This window comes from Bradyrhizobium sp. LA6.1, assembly GCF_040547805.1.
GTDB lineage: Bacteria > Pseudomonadota > Alphaproteobacteria > Rhizobiales > Xanthobacteraceae > Bradyrhizobium > Bradyrhizobium barranii.
In genome coordinates this window covers 603624-623533 of the sequence record NZ_JBEPQK010000005.1, presented here as the reverse complement: position 1 = coordinate 623533, position 19910 = coordinate 603624, and the positions used below count along the sequence as shown (strand labels likewise).

Below are 19910 nucleotides of genomic sequence, written 5' to 3'. Positions count from 1 at the left end.
CTGCCAAGGACAAGAAATCTTCCTCTTTCGATGTTCGAATACAAAACGCCGCTTCCGGAAACCGAGGCGGCGTTTTTGTTTGTGTTGTCGTCTTCGGCAACAGTGGCACTGAGCCTCATCTCTCGAGCCAGAACACGTTGACGCCGAAACGATCCGGCGCCGTGCTTGCGATGGAACGTGTAGATCCCGCGGCGCGAGCAGAAGACATGGCTTCGCGCGGTGCGTCTTCCATTCGTAGACCGACAGCAGATCTTCGCCGCTCTCAACGCTGAGCGCGCTCTCGTGCACCTTCGTCATCAGCGCATTTTTCTGTCGGCACAGTGAGCGGTCGCAGGTCGTGATTTCAGATGATTCCTGACACCAGGCTGAACGCCACCGCGCCGCAAATGGCAGGCGCCTCGACAGGTCGGCAAGCGAGATGGATTGCATGCAGAACAATGTTTGGTGATCGCAGGAGCCACCACAGGGTTGTGATCATTCAGCCATGATCGGCCCTTAGCAGACGCAAGCGGAGTTCATGAGCAGTTCATTCCAGGCTCCCTAGTTTTTCCGTCGTCGAGACCCTCGATCGCCAAGACCTTCCGCTGACAACACCAACCATCCCCTTCAGGAGGAGACTCCCATGCCAGCATTGCTTCGTCCCGCCCTCACCGCGTTCGGCGTCGCGTGCCTTCTGTCCGCCGCATCGCTTGCCTCCTCCGGTACCGCGTTCGCGCAAGCCAAGCAGGCCGCGCCGGTTCCGCAGGCCGCGCCGGCGCAGGCGCCTAGCCTCAAGCAGATCGCGCTGACCGACAAGCAGCTCGACGGTGTGCTCGCCGCGCAGAAGGACATGGATGCGATCACGGAAAAGCTGCCCGAGAACACCGCACCCGACCAGAAGGTGATCGGTCAGCTCGACGGCGTCGCCAAGAAGAACGGCTTTGCGGGCTATGACGATTACAACAACGTCGTCGACAACATCAGCCTCGTGCTCGGCGGCTTCGATCCCGCGACCAAGAAATATGTCGGCACCGAAGCCGTCATCAAGGCGCAGATCGCGCAGGTCCAGGCCGACAAGAAGATGCCGGCCAAGGACAAGAAGGAAGCGCTCGACGAACTCAACGAAGCGCTGAAGACGCCGGCGCCGCAGGTCGAGAACAAGGCCAACATCGATCTCGTCGGCAAGTACTACGACAAGCTGGTTGCCGCGCTGGGCGACGATCAGAACTGAGCGCTATTACGGCAAGCGCCCGCCACACTCACAGCTGTCATGCCCCGGCTTGGCCGGGGCATGACAGTACGCCGCGGCGGAGGTGGTGAGAGCGTGTTCTCCAATATGGGCCTCTGGAGTACTGGATCGCACGGTCAAGCCGGGCGATGACACCTTTGGTGTGGTTCGGGCTCTCCCGAAACAAAAAGCCCCGGAGACATCTCCGGGGCTTTCGTCGTTTGTGGCGCTGCGTTTCGCTTAACGCCTCACGTCCGTGTCCGCATCCGCATCATGAAGCTGTCGTAGCTGAGCTCGGCGACCTGCATCCAGGCGAGCGACTCGTTCCTGAATGCCGACAGGCTGGTGTACATCTTGTTGAAGTGCGGATTGGTCTTGCTGAGATCGGCGTAGATCTCGTTGGCGGCGTTGTAGCAGGCCTCCAGGACTTCCTGCGGGAACGGCTTCAGGACCGCACCGGCCACCAGCAGGCGCTTCAACGCAGACGGGTTGACGTAGTCGTATTTGCCGGTGACCCAGGTGAAGGTATCGCGTGAGGCCATCTCGACCACGGCCTGATAGTGCTTCGGCAGCGCGTTCCACTTGTCGCGATTTATGACGTTGTGGCCCTGGCCGGTGCCTTCCCACCAGCCCGGATAGTAGTAGTATTTCGCGACCTTCACGAAGCCGAGCTTCTCGTCGTCATAGGGCCCGACCCATTCGGCGGCGTCGATCGTGCCCTTCTCCAGCGCCGGATAGATGTCGCCGCCCGCGATCTGCTGCGGCACGCCGCCGACCTTGGCGATGATCGTGCCGGCGAAGCCGCCGACGCGGAATTTCAGTCCCCTGAAATCCTCCATCGACTTGATCTCCTTCCGGAACCAGCCGCCCATCTGGGCGCCGGTCGAGCCGGTGGGAATGCCGACCGTGTTGTATTCCTTCAGCAGGTCGTTGAGCATTTCCGTGCCGCCGCCGAACAGCAGCCAGGAAATATGCGCCCGCGTGTTCAGTCCGAACGGCAGCGAGGTGCCGAACGTGAAGGCGGGGTTCTTGCCCCAGTAATAATACAGCGCCGTGTTGCCCATCTCGACCGTGCCGTTCGAGACCGCATCGAGCACCTGCAGGCCCGGCACGATCTCGCCGGACGCGAACGGCTGGATCTGGAATTTGTTGTCGGTGGCCTCGGCCACGCGCTTGCAGAAATATTCGCAGCCGCCGTAGAGCGTATCGAGCGCCTTGGGCCAGCTCGCGGCGAGCCGCCATCTCACTTCCGGCGAAGATTGCGCGATGGCCGGCGCAGCAACCGCTGTGCTTGCCGCCAGGCCAGCGCCTGTCACTTTCAGAAATTCACGACGTTTCATGCGTATCCCTCCGTTGTGCCGATTGCTCGACTAAGGGAACGATCTTCGTGTCGTCTTTTGCTTCGCCGAGAACCGAACTTGTCTTTGGTGAAGGTGTGAGTGTGTCCGACGGCCCTTCAGGGCTCTTTGTGGATCCCGTACGTTGCGGTTCCGCCCATCAGGATGACCGGTCGCCTTGCGATAATCAAGCGTCGTCGGAACGCTCGCAGTTGCGAAGCCGATGGGGACAACCAGGTTTGGTCCGAAACCAGAACCAAAGCACGTAAAACCCCGGAGATGGCAGCATCTCCGGGGCTTCTCCGTCTTTAGTCGTGTGAGCCGCTCAGCGCCTCACGTCTTGGTCCGCATCCGCGCCATGAAGCTGTCGTAGCTCAGCTCGGCCACCTGCGTCCAAGGCAACGAGTCATTCTTGAACGCGGTCATGCTCGCATGCATCTTGCCGAAATGCGGATTGGTCTTGGACAGGTCGGCATAGATTTCGTTGGCGGTGTTGTAGCACGCCTCGAGCACTTCCTGCGGGAAGCCCCTGAGGATCGCGCCGTTCACGATCAGCCGCTTCAGCGCCGGAGCATTCACCGCATCGTACTTGCCGGTGATCCAGGTGAAGGTGTCGCGTGACGCCGCGTCGATCGCCGCCTGATAGTGCTTGGGCAGCGCGTTCCACTTCTCGATGTTCATGATGTTGTGGCCCTGGCTCGTGCCTTCCCACCAGCCGGGATAGTAGTAGTACTTCGCGACCTTGGCGAAGCCGAGCTTCTCGTCGTCATAGGGACCGACCCACTCGGCCGCGTCGATGGTGCCCTTCTCCAGCGCCGGATAGATGTCGCCGCCGGCGAGCTGCTGCGGCACGCAGCCGAGCTTGGCGAGGATCGTGCCGGCGAAGCCGCCGATGCGCATCTTCAGGCCCTTGAGGTCGTCGACCGTCTTGATCTCCTTCCTGAACCAGCCGCCCATCTGCGCGCCGGTCGATCCGGTCGGGATGCCGTAGACGTTGTGCTCTTTCAGGAGGTCGTTGACGAGATCCTGTCCGCCGCCCCACAGCAGCCAGGAAATCTGCTGGCGCGTGTTCAAGCCGAACGGGAGGGCAGTTGCGAACGTGAATGCGGGGTTCTTGCCCCAATAGTAATAAAGCGCGGTATTGCCGATCTCGACCGTGCCGTTCGACACGGCGTCGAGCACCTGCAGGCCCGGGACGATCTCGCCCGCCGCAAAAGGCTGGATCTGGAATTTGTTGTCGGTAATGTCGGCGACCTGCTTGCAGAAATATTCGCAGCCGCCATAGAGCGTATCGAGGGCTTTCGGCCAGCTCGTGGCGTAGCGCCACCTGACCTCGGGCGACGACTGCGCGATCGCGGGCGCAGCGACTGCTGTGCTCGCGGCCAGGCCGACGCCTGTCACCTTCAGAAAATCACGACGTTTCATGCGCATCCCTTCCATTGCGTCGATGCATCGACCAGGGAACGATCTTGCTGTCGTCTTGTCTTCGTCGAGGATCGACGTTCTCTTGTTGAGATTTGTTTGAGCGTTTCCGAATGGCCCTGATGGGCTCTTGTTGCTGGAAGCCGAGCGTTGCGGTTCCGTCAGCAAGGATGACCGGACGCCCTGCGATAATCAAGCCTGATGCCTTCCTCGCAAGTGCGAACGCGGGCCAGACGCAAGTCGGAACCATCAGCGATCTGTTACGCGATTAGGCAATAACAAGGGAGGCTCGCGCATGACGGGCAAAAAGGTCGTGGTCGCTGGGGCAACCGGTCTCGTCGGCAACGCCGCGTTGCGACACTTCGGCACATCCGAGCCTTCAGAAGTTGTGGCGCTGTCGCGACGCAAGCCGCGCCACCTCTACGGCGCCCGCCACGTCCCGATCGACCTTACCAGCGAAGCCGATTGCCGCCGTGCCGCGGCCGAGCTTCAGGGCGCCACCCATTTGATCTACGCCGCGCTCTACGAGGCGCCACAGCTCGTCGATGGTTGGCGCGATCCGCAGCAGATCAAGACCAATGATCTGATGTTGCGCAATTTGATGGCCGCGCTCGAGCCGATGGCGCCAGACCTCAAGCATGTCGCCCTGCTGCAAGGCACCAAAGCCTATGGCGTTCACGTCCGCCCCTTGACGGTGCCGGCGCGCGAAGGCCGCTCCGAGATGTACGAGCAGCCCAACTTTTATTGGGCGCAGGAAAATTTCCTGCGCGAGCTCCAGGCCGGGAAAGCCTGGCACTGGAGTATCTTGCGCCCCGTTCTGATCGTCGGCCTCGCCATGGGCGGCGCCATGGATCTGATCCCGCCACTCGGCGTCTATGCCGCGATGCTGCGCGAGCAGGGCAGGCCGCTCGACTTTCCCGGCGGCGCCGCGCGGGTGGCGCAGGCCGTCGACGTCGATCTCCTCGCGCGCGCGATCGCCTGGTCGGGCGAGGCCAAGGCGGCACAGAACGAAGCCTTCAACGTCACCAATGGCGATGTCTTCACCTGGGAAAACATCTGGCCCGCGGTGGCCGACGCGCTGGAGATGAAGCCCGGCAAGCCGATCCCGCTATCGCTCGCCAAGGAGTTTCCCAATTGGGTCTCTTCTTGGGACGCGTTGCGACGCAAGCATGACCTTGTGTCGCCGGACCTCGCCGACTTCGTCGGCCTGTCGTTCCAATACGCCGATTACAGCATGCGCTACGGCCAGACCGAGTCCGGTCCGCCCTCGATCGTCTCGACCGTGAAGATCAACCGCGCCGGCTTCACCGAGATGATGGACACCGAGGACATGTTCCGGAAGTGGTTCAAGCAAGCCAGGGAAGAACGGCTGCTTCCATAGAGATCGCTACCACGAAGGCCCGCCGCCCGCTCGAAGCACTGGTGACGGTACGCGACCTCGATCCGGAGATCGGGGTCGTTCGTACACCCAGTCGTGCACCCACCGCGCGATCTGGATGCTAATTCTCGGCGAGAGCCACAACTCCGGCACGAAACAGGCGGCCCCTTTGGGGCCGCCTGAGCTGTTTAACGTCAGAGCAGATGACCTACTGGCAGAGATGCTGGAGGCCGTCGCTACCCTTGAAATAGGTGCCGGGCCGGCAGACGATGCCGTTACGGGCAGCATACGTACTCCAGCTGCCCTGCCAGCCCATCTCGCCGTACGACATGCCGGGCGACATGGCGTAGGAATTGCCCCAGTTGCCGACAGTCGCGTCCGCCGCTGCCGGCTGGCGATATGCCGTTCGCCGAGTTGATGGCCGAACCCGATAGTCGGGGGTGGTCCCCGTTCCAAGACCCGTGCAGCTGGCGAATTCAGCTTGGCATGCGTCCGGATTGGAGTTGTACCACTGCGCCTGTACAGCAGAGCTGGACAGGGCAGATGCCACAACAACGACCGCACCAAGAATTTTCAGATTTATCATGGATTGCTCCTTACGGTTGGACCGTGGTGCAAGATGCCACGTGTGTCAGTACCCGTTTTTTTTGCGCGCAAAACATCAAATCGACGTGACACGTTGGGCGAGCACGAACAGAACGAGCATCCCGGTGTCATCCTTCGCGACCATCCTGACACTGCTCGGCCCGGCCATTGGCTTCTCGGGGCTATCAATCGCTGTGACCAGCGCAAGAATTTCGAGGAGGCCGAAGCCAAGGCCATCGTGGTCGAAGAGGACGCAACCTGCTGCGATCATGAGTCCGCATATGGTTGGACATGGCGCGGGCTGCGGCCGATGCCGGCTTTTGATCGAGAAGCCGAACTCACGGTTCAACATTCACCGCTTTGGCATAGCTACACTTCATCTATAATTCTCTCCCGTGGATCAGCTACAGGAGGCAAGAATGAAGCGATCAATTGCCTTGTCAGCGTCGCTAATTATTGGCTTCTCAATTGGAAGCAATGCAGGCGCGAGTGCTGCAACTTACTGCCGACACGTTGGCTATCCCGCCAATTGTGGCGTTCGGACCGGCGTCATAGTCGCGCCAACCCGTGATGTTCGCGGAATGCCACCATCAATTGATGCGGGCCCGAGCGGCGTTATAAGGCAGGACTTGTTCGCAAGGAATAATCCGAACAATTTGCGATCGGATTGGCCCAGTCCACCCGCTCAACCGGGGCAGTTCTAGCCGCTATTTCGCGAATGCCGTCTCCATTACCTTTCGCGTCTTGATCGTCTCGTTGTTAGCGTCGAACTCGACGTCGCTCCAGCGCACGATCTCGCCATGGGCGACGTCGTGCTTCAGCTTCAGGCGATGTGCGAGACCGATCGGCAGGGCGCCTGCCTTCAGGCTCGCGGCCGCCGGCACCAGCTTGCCCCACACGGTGTAGCCGCCTTCGCCGTCCAGCATCTCGCCGGCGCGCAGATTGCGCTTGGCCACGGCGGCAACGTCGCCGCGGAAGCCATAGGGCTGGCCGGTCGGCTCGCCCCGCAGCGCCGCCGACAGGATCGAGATGTTCAGCTCGAGCCCGATCAGATGGTACGGCTTGTACATCGCCGCGAAGCGTCCGCTGCCGTCGGTCTTCAGGCCGTATTGCCTGAAGCAGTCGGCGGCATAGTCGTTCGGCGCCTCCAGCACGACATAGACGCCCCACCGCAAATCGCGAAACACCGGCCGGCCGTCGCGCTCGAGTGACGACACCACCTCCACCACGCCCGACCGTTCCAACACGCCGCCCTTGTCGCTGGGACGCATGACGTGTGGCAAATCGTCGACGCCGCAGGGCGGAAACAGCAAGCCGCTCGCGGGCACGTCGAGCCCGCAGGCATTGGCGATCGCGGCCATCTCGATCGCGGATTTGGTGCCGTCGAGGAAGGAGTTGAACATCTGCGGATTCATGCCGGCCGACTGTGCCTCGCCCGCGGTGAGACCATAGTGCTGCCAGACGCCGTCAGGTGTCACGTCGTGATAGGCTGGCAGATATTTTGTCCCTTTGCCGGCTGCGACCACGCGAAAACCGGTGGCGCGCACCCAGTCGACCATCTCGGCGGTCAGCGCCGGCTGGTCGCCATAAGCGAGCGAATAGACCACGCCCGCCTTCCGTGCTTCCTCGGCGAGCAGCGGGCCCGCCAGCACGTCGGCCTCGACATTGACCATCACGATATGCTTGCCCGCCGCGATCGCAGCGCGCGCGTGCTTGATGCCGACGGCCGGATTGCCGGTCGCTTCAACGACGACATCCATCGCGCCGCCCGCAATGGCGCGTGCGCCATCATCGGTGAAGACGGTGGCCGCGATCCGCTCGGCGCTCCAGCCCACGGTGCGGCAGGCTTCGCGCGCACGGTCGCGATCGATATCGACGATGATGGGCACCTCCAGCCCCAGCGTGTGCGGCACCTGCGCCAGAAACATCGAGCCGAACTTGCCGGCACCGATCAGCGCGACACGGACAGGCTTGCCAGCGGACGCGCGGGCCTGGAGGAGGCGGAAGAGGTTCATGGGGGATGTCCTGAGCGCAACAATCAAAGCTCGTCATTCCGGGGCGACGCGCAGCGTCGAGCCCGGAATCCATAACCACGATCGGGAGTATGGATTCCGGGCTCGCGCCCAAGAAGGCGCGCCCCGGAATGACAGTGAGAACTTACTCCGCCGCCTGTCGCGGCGCACGTGCGAGCCGCACCAGCGCATCATCGTCCACCGTCTTGATCGGCGCAAAATCGCGATGCGCGATGTACTCAGGCCGCGTCGGGGTGCGGATGTAGTTCGAGACCGCGTTCAGCGTCAGGTACACGATCTTGCGCGGGTAGGGCGTGATGTTGCCGGCCGAGCCATGCACGAGATTGCCGTGGAACATCAGCATGCCGCCCGGCTTGCCTGTGGGCGCGACGATGCCGCCCTGCTTGACGAGGCGCGTCACGGTCTCTTCGTCGAGCGTCCACAGTGGATAGGAGGTCGTCGCAAGGTCATGCGAGGCCTGGAGATCGCCGGCATTCTGGCTCTGCGGCACCAGCATCAGGGGGCCGTTGATCGGCATCACCTCGTCGAGGAAGATCGCGATGTTCATCGCGCGCGGCTCCGGCATGCCGTCGTCGCGCTTCCAAGTGCCGTAATCCTGGTGCCACTGCCAGACGTCGCCGGTGAAGGCCGATTTCGCGTTGATCTTGAACTGGTGCATGTAGACCGGCTCGCCGAACAATTGCTCGACCGGGTCGATCATGCGCGGATGCGCACCCAAGATGCGGAATGCCTCGTTGTAGAGATGCGCGGCAAACGCCGTGCGCGGCGCGCCGCTCTTCTCGCGCCAGACCTCGGGCCGATTCGCGTCATAGATGCCGATCGCCTCGCGCGCGAGGAAGTCGACTTCCTCCTGGCTGAACAATTCGGGGAGGAACAGCCAGCCCTCGTGGTGGAAGAACTCCAATTGCTCCTGAGACAGTTTCATGGGTCGTCCTCCTGTTTTGATTTGTTGTTTTCTCTCGTCATGGCCGGGCTTGACCCGGCCATCCACGTCTTTGCTCCACGTTCGCGAGAAGAACGTGGATGCCCGGGACAAGCCCGGGCATGACGGGGGGCGCGCTAGTCGCTACGCCGCCGCCTCGTCCGTCGCCCTCAATTTCTCCTCGGTCATCCGTCCCGCCGTCTGCGCATGGGCCAGCGCTGCGCGCTCGGCGGCTTTCGCATCGCCTGCGAGAATGTGTCCGGCAATCGTCGCATGCTCGGCCCACGCGCTGCCGCGATAATCGAGCTCGGAGAGCACCGTCGCCATCGAGCGGCGCATATGCGGCCATTGCGGCGCGATCGTCTCCTCGATCACGGGATTGCCCGCGAGCTGATAGATCGCGCGGTGAAAATCGACGTCGAGCACGATCAGCTCGGCGAGCGAAGTCTTGCGGTCGATGCGGCGTCCGGCGGCGAGGGCTGCGTCCAACCGCGCGCGTCCCGCCGCGTCGCTTGCGGCGCGCTGAGCGGCGAGCCGCGCGGCCAGCGCGTCGATGGCGCCTCGCACCTCGTAGAGCTGGCGGATGCGCGAGGGGTCGAGCTGGGTGACTTCAAAACCGCGACGGCCGCTCTCGGCGACGAGACCCTGCCGGTGCAGCAGATGCAGCGCATGCGACACCGGCTGGCGCGACACGCCGAGCTTGTCGGCGAGTTCGTTCTGCCGGATGCGCTGGCCGGGTTGAAGCGTGCGGTCGGAGATCGCCTCCAGGATCCGCGCATAGACCTGGTCGATCAGGTTCGGGAGCGGGTCGAGAGGGATCACGCCGGCAGCTCCGAGACACAAAAGGGAATACGGAATTCCGTATTCGAAGGTATCGCAGGAGGGGGAGGGCGTCAAGGCGGTCCTCAAGCCGCCGTTTTGGCCTCGCTAAGCCATTGATATCGCTAGGGCCGTCTACTGTGCATGGGGTTGTTTTCGCCGAAATGGCTTGGCCGGCCCCGGCGCCTACTTCTTCTTGCCCTGCTCGATCAGTATCCGGCTCACCAGATAGAGCCGCGGCACGATCGAGTTGGTGTCGATGAACTCGTCCCGGGCGTGATAGCCGAAGCCGGCGAGGCCGAAGCTCTCGACCACGACCGCCTTGCCGCTGCGGTTGGCATAGCCGGCATCGGTGGCGCCGCCGGTCATCTCGGCGATGTCGAGCTTGCGGTCGATCTCGGCATAGATCGCCTGCCCCTCCTGCGCGAGCGCACGGCCGCGATCGCTAGCGACGAAGGGCGGGCGGCCCGCCATAATCGTCACCGTGGTTTCGGTGTCGGGCACGAACTTGTCCTTCACCTTCGCGTCGAGCGCCGCCTGCAATTTGGCGATGCCATCGGGGATGGTCAGGCGGATGTCGGCGCCGGCCTCGGCCTTTTCCGGAATCTGGTTGCGCACCGTGCCGGCCTGCGCCGTGGTCCAGTTCAGCTGCGTGCCTGGGATCGACTTCGCGACGTCCTTCGTCTGCTGCAATTGGTGCGCGAGCTCGATCAGCGCGTTGCGGCCGAGATCGGGCGCGGCGCCGGCATGCGAGGCGCGGCCCTTCACCTCCATCTTCGCGGTGGCGGTGCCGCTCGCGCCCAGCAACAGCCCGTCATTCTTGGCGATCGGCGCGGCGACGGTGGGTTCGCAGGAGAGCACGACGTCGTGCTGGTCGGCGAGCTCGGCGATGATCTCGCCCGACCCGATCGAGCCGACCTCTTCATCCGGATTGAAGGCCACGGTAAGCTTGGCGTAGTCCTGCCAGCCGGCGTCCTTCAGGATCTTGAGCGCATGCAGGACCACGGCGATGCCGCCCTTGTCGTCGGCGATGCCGGGGCCGTAGATGCGGTTGCCGTCGACGCGGTACGGCTCGCTTGCGAGAATGCCGCGCTGATAGACCGTGTCCATATGCGCGATCAGCATCAGCTTTCGCGAGCCGGTGCCCTGGAAGGTGGCGATCACCATGTCGGCGCCCGTACCCGCGGTGGTCTTGCGCCGCTCGATGGTGGCGCCCAGCGCCTTCAGGCGCGCCTCGGTGAATTCGGCCATCTTCTTCAGGCCCTCGGCATCGCTGCTGCCGCTTTCGATCATCACCATGTCATGCAGGGTCTCGATCAGCGGCGCCTTCTCCTGCTCGGCCGCGGCTTTGAGCTTCTCGTCGGCGGCCGCAAGCGCGATGGTGCTGCCGGCGGCGAGGCCGAGCAGGGACAAGACGAGCAGGGGGATGAAGCGGGCTGTCATGGAATCGTCCTTTCGCGTCTTGAGCGCACCGCGCGCGATTGGACTTCAGCGTAACATCCGGGCCGTCCGGATGCCACGTCCCGCTAGCGCTCCAGCACCTCCACCTCCATCGTCGCGATCTGGTCCGCATCGGCCACCGCCTCGATCCCCGCGATCCGGTCGCCGTTGAACGTCACGCGCAGCGCGATGCGCAGACGTCCGCCGAAGATGACGGCGACGCCGATCTCGCCATCGACCAGCGCCGTCCGTGCAGCCTGCGCACGGCCCTTGTAGAGCTGTGCGACCGCATCCGCGCCGCGGATCTCCGGCAGCGTGCCGAGCCGCACCGCAGCCTGGTCGGCACGGAACACGACGTCGGGATCGAGCAGGGCCAGCAGGCCCTCGAAATTGCCCTCGCGCGAAGCCCTGAGGAAGGCATCGACGATCGCGCGCTGGTGCGAGATGTCCGCCTCGGGCACCGGCGCCCCCTGGACGCGCCGTCGCGCGCGGCTCGCCAACTGCCGCGAGGCGTCGACCGAGCGTCCCACGATCGGCGCGATCTCCTCGAACGGGACTGCGAACATGTCGTGCAGCACGAAGGCGAGCCGCTCTGCCGGCTGCAATGTCTCGAGCACGACGAGGAGGGCCGCGCCGACGGAATCGGCCATCTCCGCCTCGCGCTCCCGCGTCTCGTCGACCGGCTCGGGCACGTGCGGGCCCATCGGGTCCTCGCGGCGCGATTTGCGCGCGCGCAGCATGTCGAGGCAGATGCGCGCGACCACGGTGGTCAGCCAGCCGCGCAGGTTCGCGACATCGGACGTGTCGTAGCGGCTGACCCGCAGCCAGGCCTCCTGCACGGCATCGTCGACCTCGGCACTGGAACCCAGCATCCGGTAGGCGACCGCGCGCAGATGGTCCCTGCTGGCCTCGAATTGGCGGCTAAGAAAATTTTCTTCGAAGTTTTTCTGGGTCATCGGTCACATTCCCTCATCGCAATCCGTCATGCCCATGACGAAGCCAATCCGGCCGATGTGACCGGAACCGTCCAAATTCTCTAACGGAGACGCAAGATGATGCACGCGCGCATGAACCACCCCGTCATGGTCCTGCCTGAAGCCATGAACCACCTTCAATCCCTCGGCAATTTGACCAAGCAGGGGCTGCCGGAAAAGCTCCTGGAACTGGTGCACCTGCGCGCCAGCCAGATCAACGGCTGCAGCGTCTGCGTCGACATGCATCCGAAGATCGCCCGCAAGCTGGGTGAAACCGACGAGCGCCTGTTCGCCGTCTCGGCCTGGCGCGATGCGCCCTATTTCAGCGACGCCGAACGCGCCGCGCTGGCGCTGACCGAAGCCGTCACGCGCCTTGCCGATCGCGAGGACCCGGTGCCGGATGCGATCTGGAACGAGGCCTCCAAGCATTTTGACGAGCGCGAGCTCGCAACCCTGATCCTCTCGATCGCGACCATCAACGTCTGGAACCGGCTGAATGCGACGATCAAGATGCCGGTCGGCGTTTGGAAGGTGTGAGTTTCTGTGCCCTCTCCCCTTGCGGGAGAGGGCAGCGCCGCTGGGAGACACGAACTCACTTGGGTGAGGGGTATTTCTCCGCAGACTCATTTGCAGATGTGATCTCTCCCACATCCGCCTTCGCCTGAAGGCTTCGGCGGACAAGAGGGGAGAAGGAAAAAAGAAAGCTACTCCGCCAAAAACCTGTTCACCACCTCGCCGAACTCAAGCGGCGCCTGCTCGAACATCCAGTGGCCGGCATTGGGGATCACCGCGGTCTTGCTGCCCGCGATGTGCTCGGCCAGCACGCGCCACATCACCGAGAGGCTGCCGGTGGTTGCACCGCCGCCGATCAGCAGCGTCGGCGTCCTGATCGCCTGCGCATCAGCGAGCGTGTAGGGCCGGCGCTGCTCGTTGATCTGGCCGAGGAAGGTGAGCGTGTTGTCGCGCAGCTGTTGCTTCGCCGCCGCCGGCACGCGCCGCCACGAGCCGTCGCCTTCGATGCCCTCGTAGAAATTCTGCAGCGCGCCGTCGAGATCGCCGGCGCGGATCATCTCGACCGAGCGTATCGTCTTCGCAGCGAGCGGCGGATGCGCGGGCGTGCCTTCGGGCACCGACAGGCTGGCGTCGAGATCGCCGCCCGGCTCGGCCAGCACCAGCTTGCGCAGCAGGTCAGGCCGCGCTTGCGCGACGCGAAACGCGATGTGGCCGCCGCGCGAATGCCCCATCAGGTCGACCGGCCCGGGTTTGACCTGCTCGATGAAGGCGATCGTGTCCGCGACGTGCTGCGCCATCTTGTAATCGTCGCCGATGGCGTCCCAATGCTCGGGAAAGAAATGCCGCAGGCTGACCGAGATCACGCGATGGGACTTCGACAGTGGGCCGAGCACTGAATACCAGGTGCGGAAATCACCTAGCGTGCCATGGACGCAGACCAGCGGCGGGCCGTCCCCGACTTCGAGATAGGCCATGTCGTAACCGTTGACGCGAAAGCTCTGCATGATCAGCTCGCCAGGAAATCCAGAACCAGTTCGGAGTATTTTTGCGGCGCCTGCTCGAACATCGGATGGGTCGCGTTCGGGATGATCGCCGTCTTGGAATAGGGTACGTGCGCGGCCAGCGCATGCAGCACCTTTGGCAGCAGGCCTTTGGTCCGCGCACCCAGGATGAACAGCGTCGGCATCCTGATCGATTCCGCATCCGCCTTCGAGAAGGGCGGACGGTTGTCGCGGACCTGCCCGATCAGGGTATAGGCGTTGTCGCGCAGATTCTGCTTCACCATCGCCGGCAGCCGCGGCCAGGTGCCGGCGCCCTCCAGCGTGTCCACGAAGACGGCAAGGCCGCCGTCGACATCGCCGGCCGCGATCTTCTCGGCCGAGGCCGTGAACCGCGCCAACAGCGGCGAGGGGCCGCCGACGTAATCGGGATCGAGGCTCGCATCGAGCTCGCCGCCGGGTTCGGCCAGGATCAGCCGCCGCAACAGGTCGGGGCGCGCCTGTGCCACGCGGAAGCAGATGTGCCCGCCGCGGGAATGGCCCATCAGATCGACCGGGCCGACGTCGAGCTTCTCGATGAAGGCGATGACGTCCTGGACATGCTGGGCGATCGAATAGGTGTCGCCGACGCCATCCCAGCGGTCCGGGAAGAAGTGCCGCAAGCTGACGGCGATCACCCGATGCCGCTGCGTCAGCGGTCCGAGCACGCAGCCCCAGACGCGGAAGTCATTGAGCGAGCCATGTACACAGACCAGCGGCGGCCGGCTCCTGTCTTCGCCCACGTCGAGATAGGGCATGTCGTATCCGTTGACGTGGAGGCTTTGCATTCGGGGCTCGCGGGAGGGGGCAGGAACTCCTGTGCAAGATTCCCGGAAACCGGGTGGATCGCAACTATTTCCAAGCCTAGATTTAGGCATGGATCACAATGGGGGCATGCGACGAGGGCGCAAGCCAGGAACCAAGCCATGACCGACCAGCATTTTGCCCTGTTCGACACCAGGATCGGCCTCTGTGCCATCGCCTGGGGCCCGCGTGGTATCAACGGCACGCAACTGCCCATGGGCGGCGAGGAGAAGATCCGCACCCGCATCAGCCAGCGCCATGCCGATGCCACCGAGGCCGAGCCGACCGCCGAGGTGCGAGAGGCGATCGACCGCATCACAAAATTGCTCGCGGGCGAGCCGGACGATCTCACCGACATCCCGCTCGATCTCGACGGCGTGCCCGACTTCAACCGCGGCGTCTACGAGATCGCCCGCGCCATCCCGCCCGGCAAGACCATCACCTATGGCGACATCGCCAAGCAGCTCGGCGGCGTCCAGCTGTCGCGCGATGTCGGTCAGGCGCTCGGCCGCAACCCGTGCCCGATCGTCGTGCCCTGCCATCGCGTGCTGGCCGCCGGCAACAAGCCCGGCGGCTTCTCGGCCAATGGCGGCGTGGTGACGAAGCTGAAGATGCTCGAGATCGAAGGCGCGCTGGTGAACCACACGCCGAGTTTGTTTGATTAATCTCCGCTTCACCCTCCCCTGGAGGGGGAGGGTCGATGCGCATGCAGCGAAGCGGAATGCGCAGCGGGGCGGGGTGACAGTCTCTCCGAGTGGAACAGTGCCCGAGTGGAGAGATCACCCCACCCCGTCGCTTCGCGCCGACCCTCCCCCTCCAGGGGAGGGTAAGCAAGTGGCTAAATCTTTGCCGTCGTCTTCGGCCAATACCGGTCGCGCAGATGCCGCTTCACCAGCTTGCCCGTCGGCGTGCGCGGCAGCTCGGCTTCGAAATCGATCGAGCGCGGGCATTTGATCGCCGAGAGACGTGTCTTGCAGTAGGCGATCAGGTCGGCTTCGAGCGCCTTGCCGGCGCGGCTCATGTCGTGTGGCTGCACCACCGCCTTCACCTCTTCGCCCATCTCCTCGTTCGGCACGCCGAACACGGCGACGTCGGCGATATCAGGGTGAGTGATGAGCACGTCCTCGGTCTCCTGCGGGTAGATGTTCACCCCGCCGGAGATGATCATGTAGGACTTGCGGTCGGTGAGGAACAGAAAACCGTCCTTGTCGAGGTAGCCGACGTCGCCAAGCGTCGACCAACCCTTGGCGTTGTAGGCCTTCTTCGTTTTCTCTGGATCGTTGTGATAGGTGAAAACAGGCGCATCGGCGAAATAGACCGTGCCGATCTCGCCCACCGGCTGCTCCTCGTCGTTCTCGTCCAGGATCTTGATCTTGCCGACCACGGCGCGGCCGACGCTGCCGCGATGCTCCAGCCATTGCTGCGAATTGCAGACGGTGACGCCGTTGCCTTCCGAGCCGGCGTAATACTCGATCAGGATCGGTCCCCACCATTCGATCATTTTTGCCTTGACGTCGACAGGGCAGGGGGCAGCGGCGTGGATCGCGCCCTTCAGCGTGGAGACGTTGTACTTGCCGCGAACCTCGTCCGGCAGCTTCAGCATGCGCACGAACATGGTCGGTACAAGCTGTGACTGCGTGACCTTGTACTTCTCGACGAGCTTGAGAAAATCCTCGGCGTCAAAATGCTCCATGATGATGGAGGTGCCGCCCAGCACGATCGCCATCATGTTGAAGCGCAGCGGAGCCGCGTGATAGAGCGGCGCCGGCGAGAGATAGGTGCTCTCCGCATTCATGCCGCACATGTCGGCGCAGAGGACGCGCAGGAAGGCGTTCGGCACGTCGATCTTGTTGCCTTCGAAGGCCCTCTTGATGCCCTTCGGTCGGCCGGTGGTGCCGGACGAATACAGCATGTCGTAGCCGGCGACCTCGTCCGCAATCGGCGTTGTCGGCTGTGCCGACGCTTCCTTGTCGTAGGAGCGGAAGCCGGGCTGGGGTTCGTCGACCATGTAGAAGATCGGCTCGCCTGCGGTCCCCTTGATCAGGGCCCTGATCTGGTCGGCGCATTTCGGCGTGGTGATCACGACCTTGGCGCCGCAATCGCCGATGATGTAGTCGATCTCGTCCTGCTTCAGATAGCGGCTGATGGCGGTGTAATAGAGCCCGCTGCGTTGCGCGGCCCAGCAGATCTCCATGAACGCGAGACGGTTTTCCATCAAGAGCGCGATGTGGTCGCCGGCCTTCAGGCCGAGCGAGCGGAACAGGTTTGCGCCCTGGTTCGAGAGCTCGTCGAGCTCGCGATAGGTGATCGCCTTGCCGGTCCCGGCCATCTGGTAGGCGATCTTGTCGGGCGTGGTTTTGGCGTAGACGGACGGATGGGTCATAAGCGTAGGTCCCAAGGCACACGAGATGTCGTCCCGGCGAAAGCCGGGACCCATAACCACAGGGCGTCGTTTGGCAGAGGATTGTCGTTCGGTACTGCGACCAACCACAATCGATAGATTTCGCGGTATGGGTCCCGGCTTTCGCCGGGACGACACCGTTAGTGTGGCAGCAGCAGCTTACAGCCGCTCCACGATCGTTACATTCGCCATGCCGCCGCCTTCGCACATGGTCTGAAGACCATAGCGCTTGCCGCGCTGGTGCAGGGCGTGGACCAGTGTGGTCATCAACTTGGTGCCGGAGCCGCCGAGCGGATGACCGAGCGCGATGGCGCCGCCATTGACGTTGAGGCGGGCTGGATCGGCGCCGGTGGTCTTGAGCCAGCCGGTCGGCACCGAGGCGAAGGCCTCGTTGACCTCGAACAGGTCGATGTCGTCGATCGTCATGCCGGCCTTCTCCAGCGCGCGCTTGGTGGCGTGCAGCGGAGCATCGAGCATGATGACGGGATCGCCGCCGGTCATGGTCATGTGATGGATGCGCGCCAGCGGCGTGAGGCCGAGCTGCTTGAGGCCGCGCTCGTTCACCACCATGACACCGGAGGCGCCGTCGCAGATCTGGCTGGCGCTCGCCGCCGTCAGCTTGCCGTTCTCGGCAATCAGCTTGACGCCCTTGATGCCGTCGAGCGTGGCGTCGAAGCGGATGCCTTCGTCGATGTGATGGGTGTCCTTGCTGCCGTCGGCGCGGGTGATCTCGAGCGGCACGATCTCCTTCTTGAAGTGGCCGGCTTGCGTCGCTGCGATCGCGCGCTGATGGCTGTTGTAGGAGTATTCGTCGAGATCATTCTTCGACAGGCCGTACTTCTCGGCCATCATCTCCGCGCCGGTGAACTGGCTGAACACGATGTTCGGATATTTGTGCTCGATGCCCGGGCTCTTGTAATTGCCAAAGCCGTTCTTGGCCGGAAGCTGCGAGGACAGGCCCATCGGCACGCGCGTCATCGATTCCACGCCGGCGGCGATCACCACGTCCATCGTGCCGGACATCACGGCTTGCGCGGCGAAGTGCAGCGCCTGCTGCGAGGAGCCGCACTGCCGGTCGATCGAGGTGCCCGGAACGCTCTCCGGCAGCTTCGAGGCCATGATCGCGTTGCGCGCGACGTTGTTGGACTGCTCGCCGACCTGCATCACGCAGCCCATGATCACGTCCTCGACCAGGGCGGGATCGACCTTGGTGCGATCGACCAGTTCGTCCAGCACCTTCGCGGCGAGATCGGCCGGATGCCAGCCGGCGAGGCGGCCCCCCTTGCGCCCGCCCGCGGTACGCGCAGCGGCGACGATGTAAGCCTCGGCCATGTCGGTCTCTCCCTGGATTGTTCTCTATCGAGTTTGGATTGTCGCGGCGGATTTAATGGGCGCGATATCGTTTAGTCAATCGATCAATTAACTCTTGTGATGAGGCGCTGCTTCGGCTTATCTGCGGCCGCTTCAAGCGGCGAGAACAGGGAACTCCGTGACTACCAGCGTACCGAACAGGCTCCCCAGCGGAAAGAATTCCACGGCAGAGAAATTGCTCGTGGCCGCGAGCGAGCTGATGATCGAACGCTCGTCGATCGAGATCTCGCTGTCCGACATCGCCCAGAAGTCGGGCGCCAATGCCGCGCTGGTCAAATATCATTTCGGCAACAAGGACGGCCTCTTGCTGGCGCTGCTCGCGCGCGATGCCGCGACCGAGATGTCAAATCTCGAATATCTGCTGGCGCAACCGATCACATCGACGGCGAAGCTGAAGCTGCACATCGCCGGCATCATCCGCGCCTATTACCGGTTCCCCTACATGAATCGGCTGATTCACTATCTGCTGCATGAGACCAATGCCGGCTCTGCCGACGAAGTCTCAAAGTTCTTCGTCGCGCCGCTGCTGGATTTCCATCGCCGCCTGCTCACTGAGGGCGTCAGCCGCGGCGAGTTCCGTGCCACCGATCCGGTGCTGTTCTACACCAGCCTGATCGGCGCCTGCGATCACCTGTTCTTTGGCCGGCACGCGATGTCTCGCGCGACCGGCGTCGGTCCGGTCACCGATGACGTATGCCGGCAATACATCAAGCACATGGAAACGCTGATTTGCGGTGGCATCCTCACGCAAGCCGAGGAAGCTGCCGCGGCCGGATAATCCGGCCGAGACGTACAAGTCTAGAGAAGAAACGCCCAAGGAAAGGTAGCCTGTCATGGAATTGAAAGACGTAGCCGTTCTCATCACCGGTGGTGGTTCGGGTCTTGGTGAAGCGACCGCGCGCGCCATGGCCGCCAAGGGCGCCAAGATTGGTGTGATCGATCAGAACAAGGACAATGCAGAGAAGGTCGCTACCGAAGTGAAGGGCGTCGCGCTTCATGCCGACGTCACCAGCGAGGAGCAGATCAAGGCAGCAATCGCGAAGGCGGAAGCCGCGCACGGCGTCGCGCGCGTGCTGATGAACTGCGCCGGCATCGGCGGCTCGCAGCGCATCGTCGGCCGCGACGGCATCTATCCGCTCGAAAAGTTTGCGCGCATCATCAACGTCAATCTGATCGGCACCTTCAACTGCCTGCGTCTGTTCGCCGAGCGCCTCGTCACGATCGAGCCCGTCGGAGAAGAGCGCGGCGTCATTATCAACACTGCCTCGGTGGCCGCCTATGAAGGCCAGATCGGCCAGATCGCCTACTCGGCCTCGAAGGGCGGCGTCGTCGGCCTAACGCTGCCGGCCGCGCGCGACCTCGCCAGCCAGAAGATCCGCGTCAACACCATTGCGCCCGGCCTGTTCTTCACGCCGTTGTTGATGGGTCTGAATGAAGAAGCCCGCAAGAGCCTCGGTGCCCAGGTGCCGCATCCCTCGCGCCTCGGCGATGCCAAGGAATACGGCTCGCTCGCGGTGCATATCGTCGAGAACGCGATGCTCAACGGCGAGACCATCCGTCTCGACGGAGCCATCCGTATGGCGCCGCGGTAGTAGATGCGCTCTTCCTTCTCCCCTCGTGGGAGAAGGTGGCGCGAAGCGCCGGATGAGGGGTCTCTATCCGCGGAG

20 protein-coding genes are annotated in these 19910 nt (G+C 63.5%); 7 read left to right on the top strand and 13 right to left on the bottom strand.

The window, feature by feature from the left end; all coding sequences use genetic code 11:
- Both ABIB99_RS16820 and ABIB99_RS16815 read left to right on the top strand, forming a co-directional pair.
- Positions 1-272 (top strand): hypothetical protein (locus ABIB99_RS16820; protein ID WP_354176678.1); only part of this gene is annotated, 272 nt, incomplete at its 5' end.
- Positions 273-622: 350 nt separating this feature from the next.
- The gene (locus tag ABIB99_RS16815; RefSeq protein ID WP_063985768.1) at positions 623-1210 is read left to right on the top strand and encodes a hypothetical protein; all 588 of its coding nucleotides are present in this window, start codon (positions 623-625) and stop codon (positions 1208-1210) included.
- A gap of 245 nt (positions 1211-1455) precedes the next feature.
- Here the strand turns inward: ABIB99_RS16815 and ABIB99_RS16810 are convergent, their stop codons facing one another.
- Both ABIB99_RS16810 and ABIB99_RS16805 read right to left on the bottom strand, forming a co-directional pair.
- Positions 1456-2547 (bottom strand): TRAP transporter substrate-binding protein, encoded by a 1092-nt coding sequence (locus ABIB99_RS16810; protein WP_063985767.1) that lies wholly within the window; start codon positions 2545-2547, stop codon positions 1456-1458.
- Between the two features lie 330 nt (positions 2548-2877).
- Positions 2878-3969, bottom strand: coding sequence for a TRAP transporter substrate-binding protein (locus ABIB99_RS16805; protein WP_063986726.1), 1092 nt, complete (start codon positions 3967-3969; stop codon positions 2878-2880).
- A gap of 292 nt (positions 3970-4261) precedes the next feature.
- Here ABIB99_RS16805 and ABIB99_RS16800 point away from each other — a divergent pair, with 292 nt between their 5' ends.
- The gene (locus ABIB99_RS16800; protein ID WP_063985766.1) at positions 4262-5347 is read left to right on the top strand and encodes an SDR family oxidoreductase; all 1086 of its coding nucleotides are present in this window, start codon (positions 4262-4264) and stop codon (positions 5345-5347) included.
- A gap of 205 nt (positions 5348-5552) precedes the next feature.
- Here ABIB99_RS16800 and ABIB99_RS16795 read toward each other — a convergent pair whose 3' ends face one another.
- The 7 genes from ABIB99_RS16795 to ABIB99_RS16765 all read right to left on the bottom strand — a co-directional run bounded on the left by ABIB99_RS16795 (position 5553) and on the right by ABIB99_RS16765 (position 12099).
- Positions 5553-5930 carry a hypothetical protein gene (locus tag ABIB99_RS16795; protein WP_063985765.1) on the bottom strand — a complete coding sequence of 126 codons (378 nt, stop codon included), beginning with the start codon at positions 5928-5930 and terminating at the stop codon, positions 5553-5555.
- 75 nt (positions 5931-6005) lie between these two features.
- Positions 6006-6200 (bottom strand): hypothetical protein, encoded by a 195-nt coding sequence (locus ABIB99_RS16790; RefSeq protein WP_208084352.1) that lies wholly within the window; start codon positions 6198-6200, stop codon positions 6006-6008.
- Positions 6201-6636: 436 nt separating this feature from the next.
- Positions 6637-7944, bottom strand: coding sequence for an NAD(P)H-dependent oxidoreductase (locus tag ABIB99_RS16785; protein ID WP_354176675.1), 1308 nt, complete (start codon positions 7942-7944; stop codon positions 6637-6639).
- 142 nt (positions 7945-8086) lie between these two features.
- Entirely contained in the window at positions 8087-8887 is an 801-nt protein-coding gene (locus tag ABIB99_RS16780; protein WP_063985763.1) for a phytanoyl-CoA dioxygenase family protein, read from the bottom strand.
- A 141-nt stretch (positions 8888-9028) separates the two neighbouring features.
- Positions 9029-9706: a GntR family transcriptional regulator gene (locus tag ABIB99_RS16775; RefSeq protein ID WP_063985762.1), complete on the bottom strand. Its 678-nt coding sequence runs from the start codon at positions 9704-9706 to the stop codon at positions 9029-9031.
- 183 nt (positions 9707-9889) lie between these two features.
- Complete coding sequence (locus ABIB99_RS16770) at positions 9890-11146, bottom strand: M20/M25/M40 family metallo-hydrolase (RefSeq protein WP_354176672.1); 1257 nt, start codon at positions 11144-11146, stop codon at positions 9890-9892.
- Between the two features lie 83 nt (positions 11147-11229).
- Positions 11230-12099: a sigma-70 family RNA polymerase sigma factor gene (locus ABIB99_RS16765; RefSeq protein WP_063985760.1), complete on the bottom strand. Its 870-nt coding sequence runs from the start codon at positions 12097-12099 to the stop codon at positions 11230-11232.
- A 99-nt stretch (positions 12100-12198) separates the two neighbouring features.
- Between ABIB99_RS16765 and ABIB99_RS16760 the strand changes: the two genes are divergently transcribed.
- Positions 12199-12654 carry a carboxymuconolactone decarboxylase family protein gene (locus ABIB99_RS16760; protein WP_063986725.1) on the top strand — a complete coding sequence of 152 codons (456 nt, stop codon included), beginning with the start codon at positions 12199-12201 and terminating at the stop codon, positions 12652-12654.
- A 167-nt stretch (positions 12655-12821) separates the two neighbouring features.
- Here the strand turns inward: ABIB99_RS16760 and ABIB99_RS16755 are convergent, their stop codons facing one another.
- Positions 12822-13634, bottom strand: a complete 813-nt coding sequence (locus ABIB99_RS16755; protein WP_063985759.1) for an alpha/beta fold hydrolase — start codon at positions 13632-13634, stop codon at positions 12822-12824.
- 2 nt (positions 13635-13636) lie between these two features.
- The gene (locus tag ABIB99_RS16750) at positions 13637-14455 is read right to left on the bottom strand and encodes an alpha/beta fold hydrolase (protein ID WP_063985758.1); all 819 of its coding nucleotides are present in this window, start codon (positions 14453-14455) and stop codon (positions 13637-13639) included.
- 138 nt (positions 14456-14593) lie between these two features.
- Here ABIB99_RS16750 and ABIB99_RS16745 point away from each other — a divergent pair, with 138 nt between their 5' ends.
- Positions 14594-15136, top strand: coding sequence for a methylated-DNA--[protein]-cysteine S-methyltransferase (locus ABIB99_RS16745; RefSeq protein WP_063985757.1), 543 nt, complete (start codon positions 14594-14596; stop codon positions 15134-15136).
- A gap of 173 nt (positions 15137-15309) precedes the next feature.
- On the opposite strand, the gene ABIB99_RS16740 is transcribed toward ABIB99_RS16745, so the two are convergent.
- Positions 15310-16854, bottom strand: a complete 1545-nt coding sequence (locus ABIB99_RS16740) for an acyl-CoA synthetase (protein WP_063985756.1) — start codon at positions 16852-16854, stop codon at positions 15310-15312.
- 177 nt (positions 16855-17031) lie between these two features.
- On the bottom strand, positions 17032-18204 hold the full coding sequence (locus ABIB99_RS16735; protein WP_063985755.1) for an acetyl-CoA C-acetyltransferase: 1173 nt from the start codon (positions 18202-18204) through the stop codon (positions 17032-17034).
- A gap of 238 nt (positions 18205-18442) precedes the next feature.
- On the opposite strand from ABIB99_RS16735, the gene ABIB99_RS16730 reads away from it, so the two are divergent.
- Positions 18443-19021, top strand: coding sequence for a TetR family transcriptional regulator (locus ABIB99_RS16730; protein WP_231143663.1), 579 nt, complete (start codon positions 18443-18445; stop codon positions 19019-19021).
- Positions 19022-19076: 55 nt separating this feature from the next.
- Complete coding sequence (locus tag ABIB99_RS16725; protein WP_063985753.1) at positions 19077-19835, top strand: SDR family NAD(P)-dependent oxidoreductase; 759 nt, start codon at positions 19077-19079, stop codon at positions 19833-19835.
- Positions 19836-19910 lie beyond the last annotated feature (75 nt).

Excerpts from the sequence above, each read along its gene's own strand:
- ABIB99_RS16735 (WP_063985755.1), bottom strand. The coding sequence starts at position 18,204 with ATGGCCGAGGCTTACATCGTCGCCGCTGCGCGTACCGCGGGCGGGCGC.
- ABIB99_RS16745 (WP_063985757.1), top strand. The coding sequence starts at position 14,594 with ATGACCGACCAGCATTTTGCCCTGTTCGACACCAGGATCGGCCTCTGT.
- ABIB99_RS16795 (WP_063985765.1), bottom strand. The coding sequence starts at position 5,930 with ATGATAAATCTGAAAATTCTTGGTGCGGTCGTTGTTGTGGCATCTGCC.
- ABIB99_RS16770 (WP_354176672.1), bottom strand. The coding sequence starts at position 11,146 with ATGACAGCCCGCTTCATCCCCCTGCTCGTCTTGTCCCTGCTCGGCCTC.
- ABIB99_RS16780 (WP_063985763.1), bottom strand. The coding sequence starts at position 8,887 with ATGAAACTGTCTCAGGAGCAATTGGAGTTCTTCCACCACGAGGGCTGG.
- ABIB99_RS16805 (WP_063986726.1), bottom strand. The coding sequence starts at position 3,969 with ATGAAACGTCGTGATTTTCTGAAGGTGACAGGCGTCGGCCTGGCCGCG.
- ABIB99_RS16760 (WP_063986725.1), top strand. The coding sequence starts at position 12,199 with ATGCACGCGCGCATGAACCACCCCGTCATGGTCCTGCCTGAAGCCATG.
- ABIB99_RS16750 (WP_063985758.1), bottom strand. The coding sequence starts at position 14,455 with ATGCAAAGCCTCCACGTCAACGGATACGACATGCCCTATCTCGACGTG.
- ABIB99_RS16740 (WP_063985756.1), bottom strand. The coding sequence starts at position 16,854 with ATGACCCATCCGTCCGTCTACGCCAAAACCACGCCCGACAAGATCGCC.
- ABIB99_RS16730 (WP_231143663.1), top strand. The coding sequence starts at position 18,443 with ATGATCGAACGCTCGTCGATCGAGATCTCGCTGTCCGACATCGCCCAG.
- ABIB99_RS16725 (WP_063985753.1), top strand. The coding sequence starts at position 19,077 with ATGGAATTGAAAGACGTAGCCGTTCTCATCACCGGTGGTGGTTCGGGT.
- ABIB99_RS16785 (WP_354176675.1), bottom strand. The coding sequence starts at position 7,944 with ATGAACCTCTTCCGCCTCCTCCAGGCCCGCGCGTCCGCTGGCAAGCCT.
- ABIB99_RS16765 (WP_063985760.1), bottom strand. The coding sequence starts at position 12,099 with ATGACCCAGAAAAACTTCGAAGAAAATTTTCTTAGCCGCCAATTCGAG.
- ABIB99_RS16810 (WP_063985767.1), bottom strand. The coding sequence starts at position 2,547 with ATGAAACGTCGTGAATTTCTGAAAGTGACAGGCGCTGGCCTGGCGGCA.
- ABIB99_RS16790 (WP_208084352.1), bottom strand. The coding sequence starts at position 6,200 with ATGATCGCAGCAGGTTGCGTCCTCTTCGACCACGATGGCCTTGGCTTC.
- ABIB99_RS16815 (WP_063985768.1), top strand. The coding sequence starts at position 623 with ATGCCAGCATTGCTTCGTCCCGCCCTCACCGCGTTCGGCGTCGCGTGC.
- ABIB99_RS16800 (WP_063985766.1), top strand. The coding sequence starts at position 4,262 with ATGACGGGCAAAAAGGTCGTGGTCGCTGGGGCAACCGGTCTCGTCGGC.
- ABIB99_RS16755 (WP_063985759.1), bottom strand. The coding sequence starts at position 13,634 with ATGCAGAGCTTTCGCGTCAACGGTTACGACATGGCCTATCTCGAAGTC.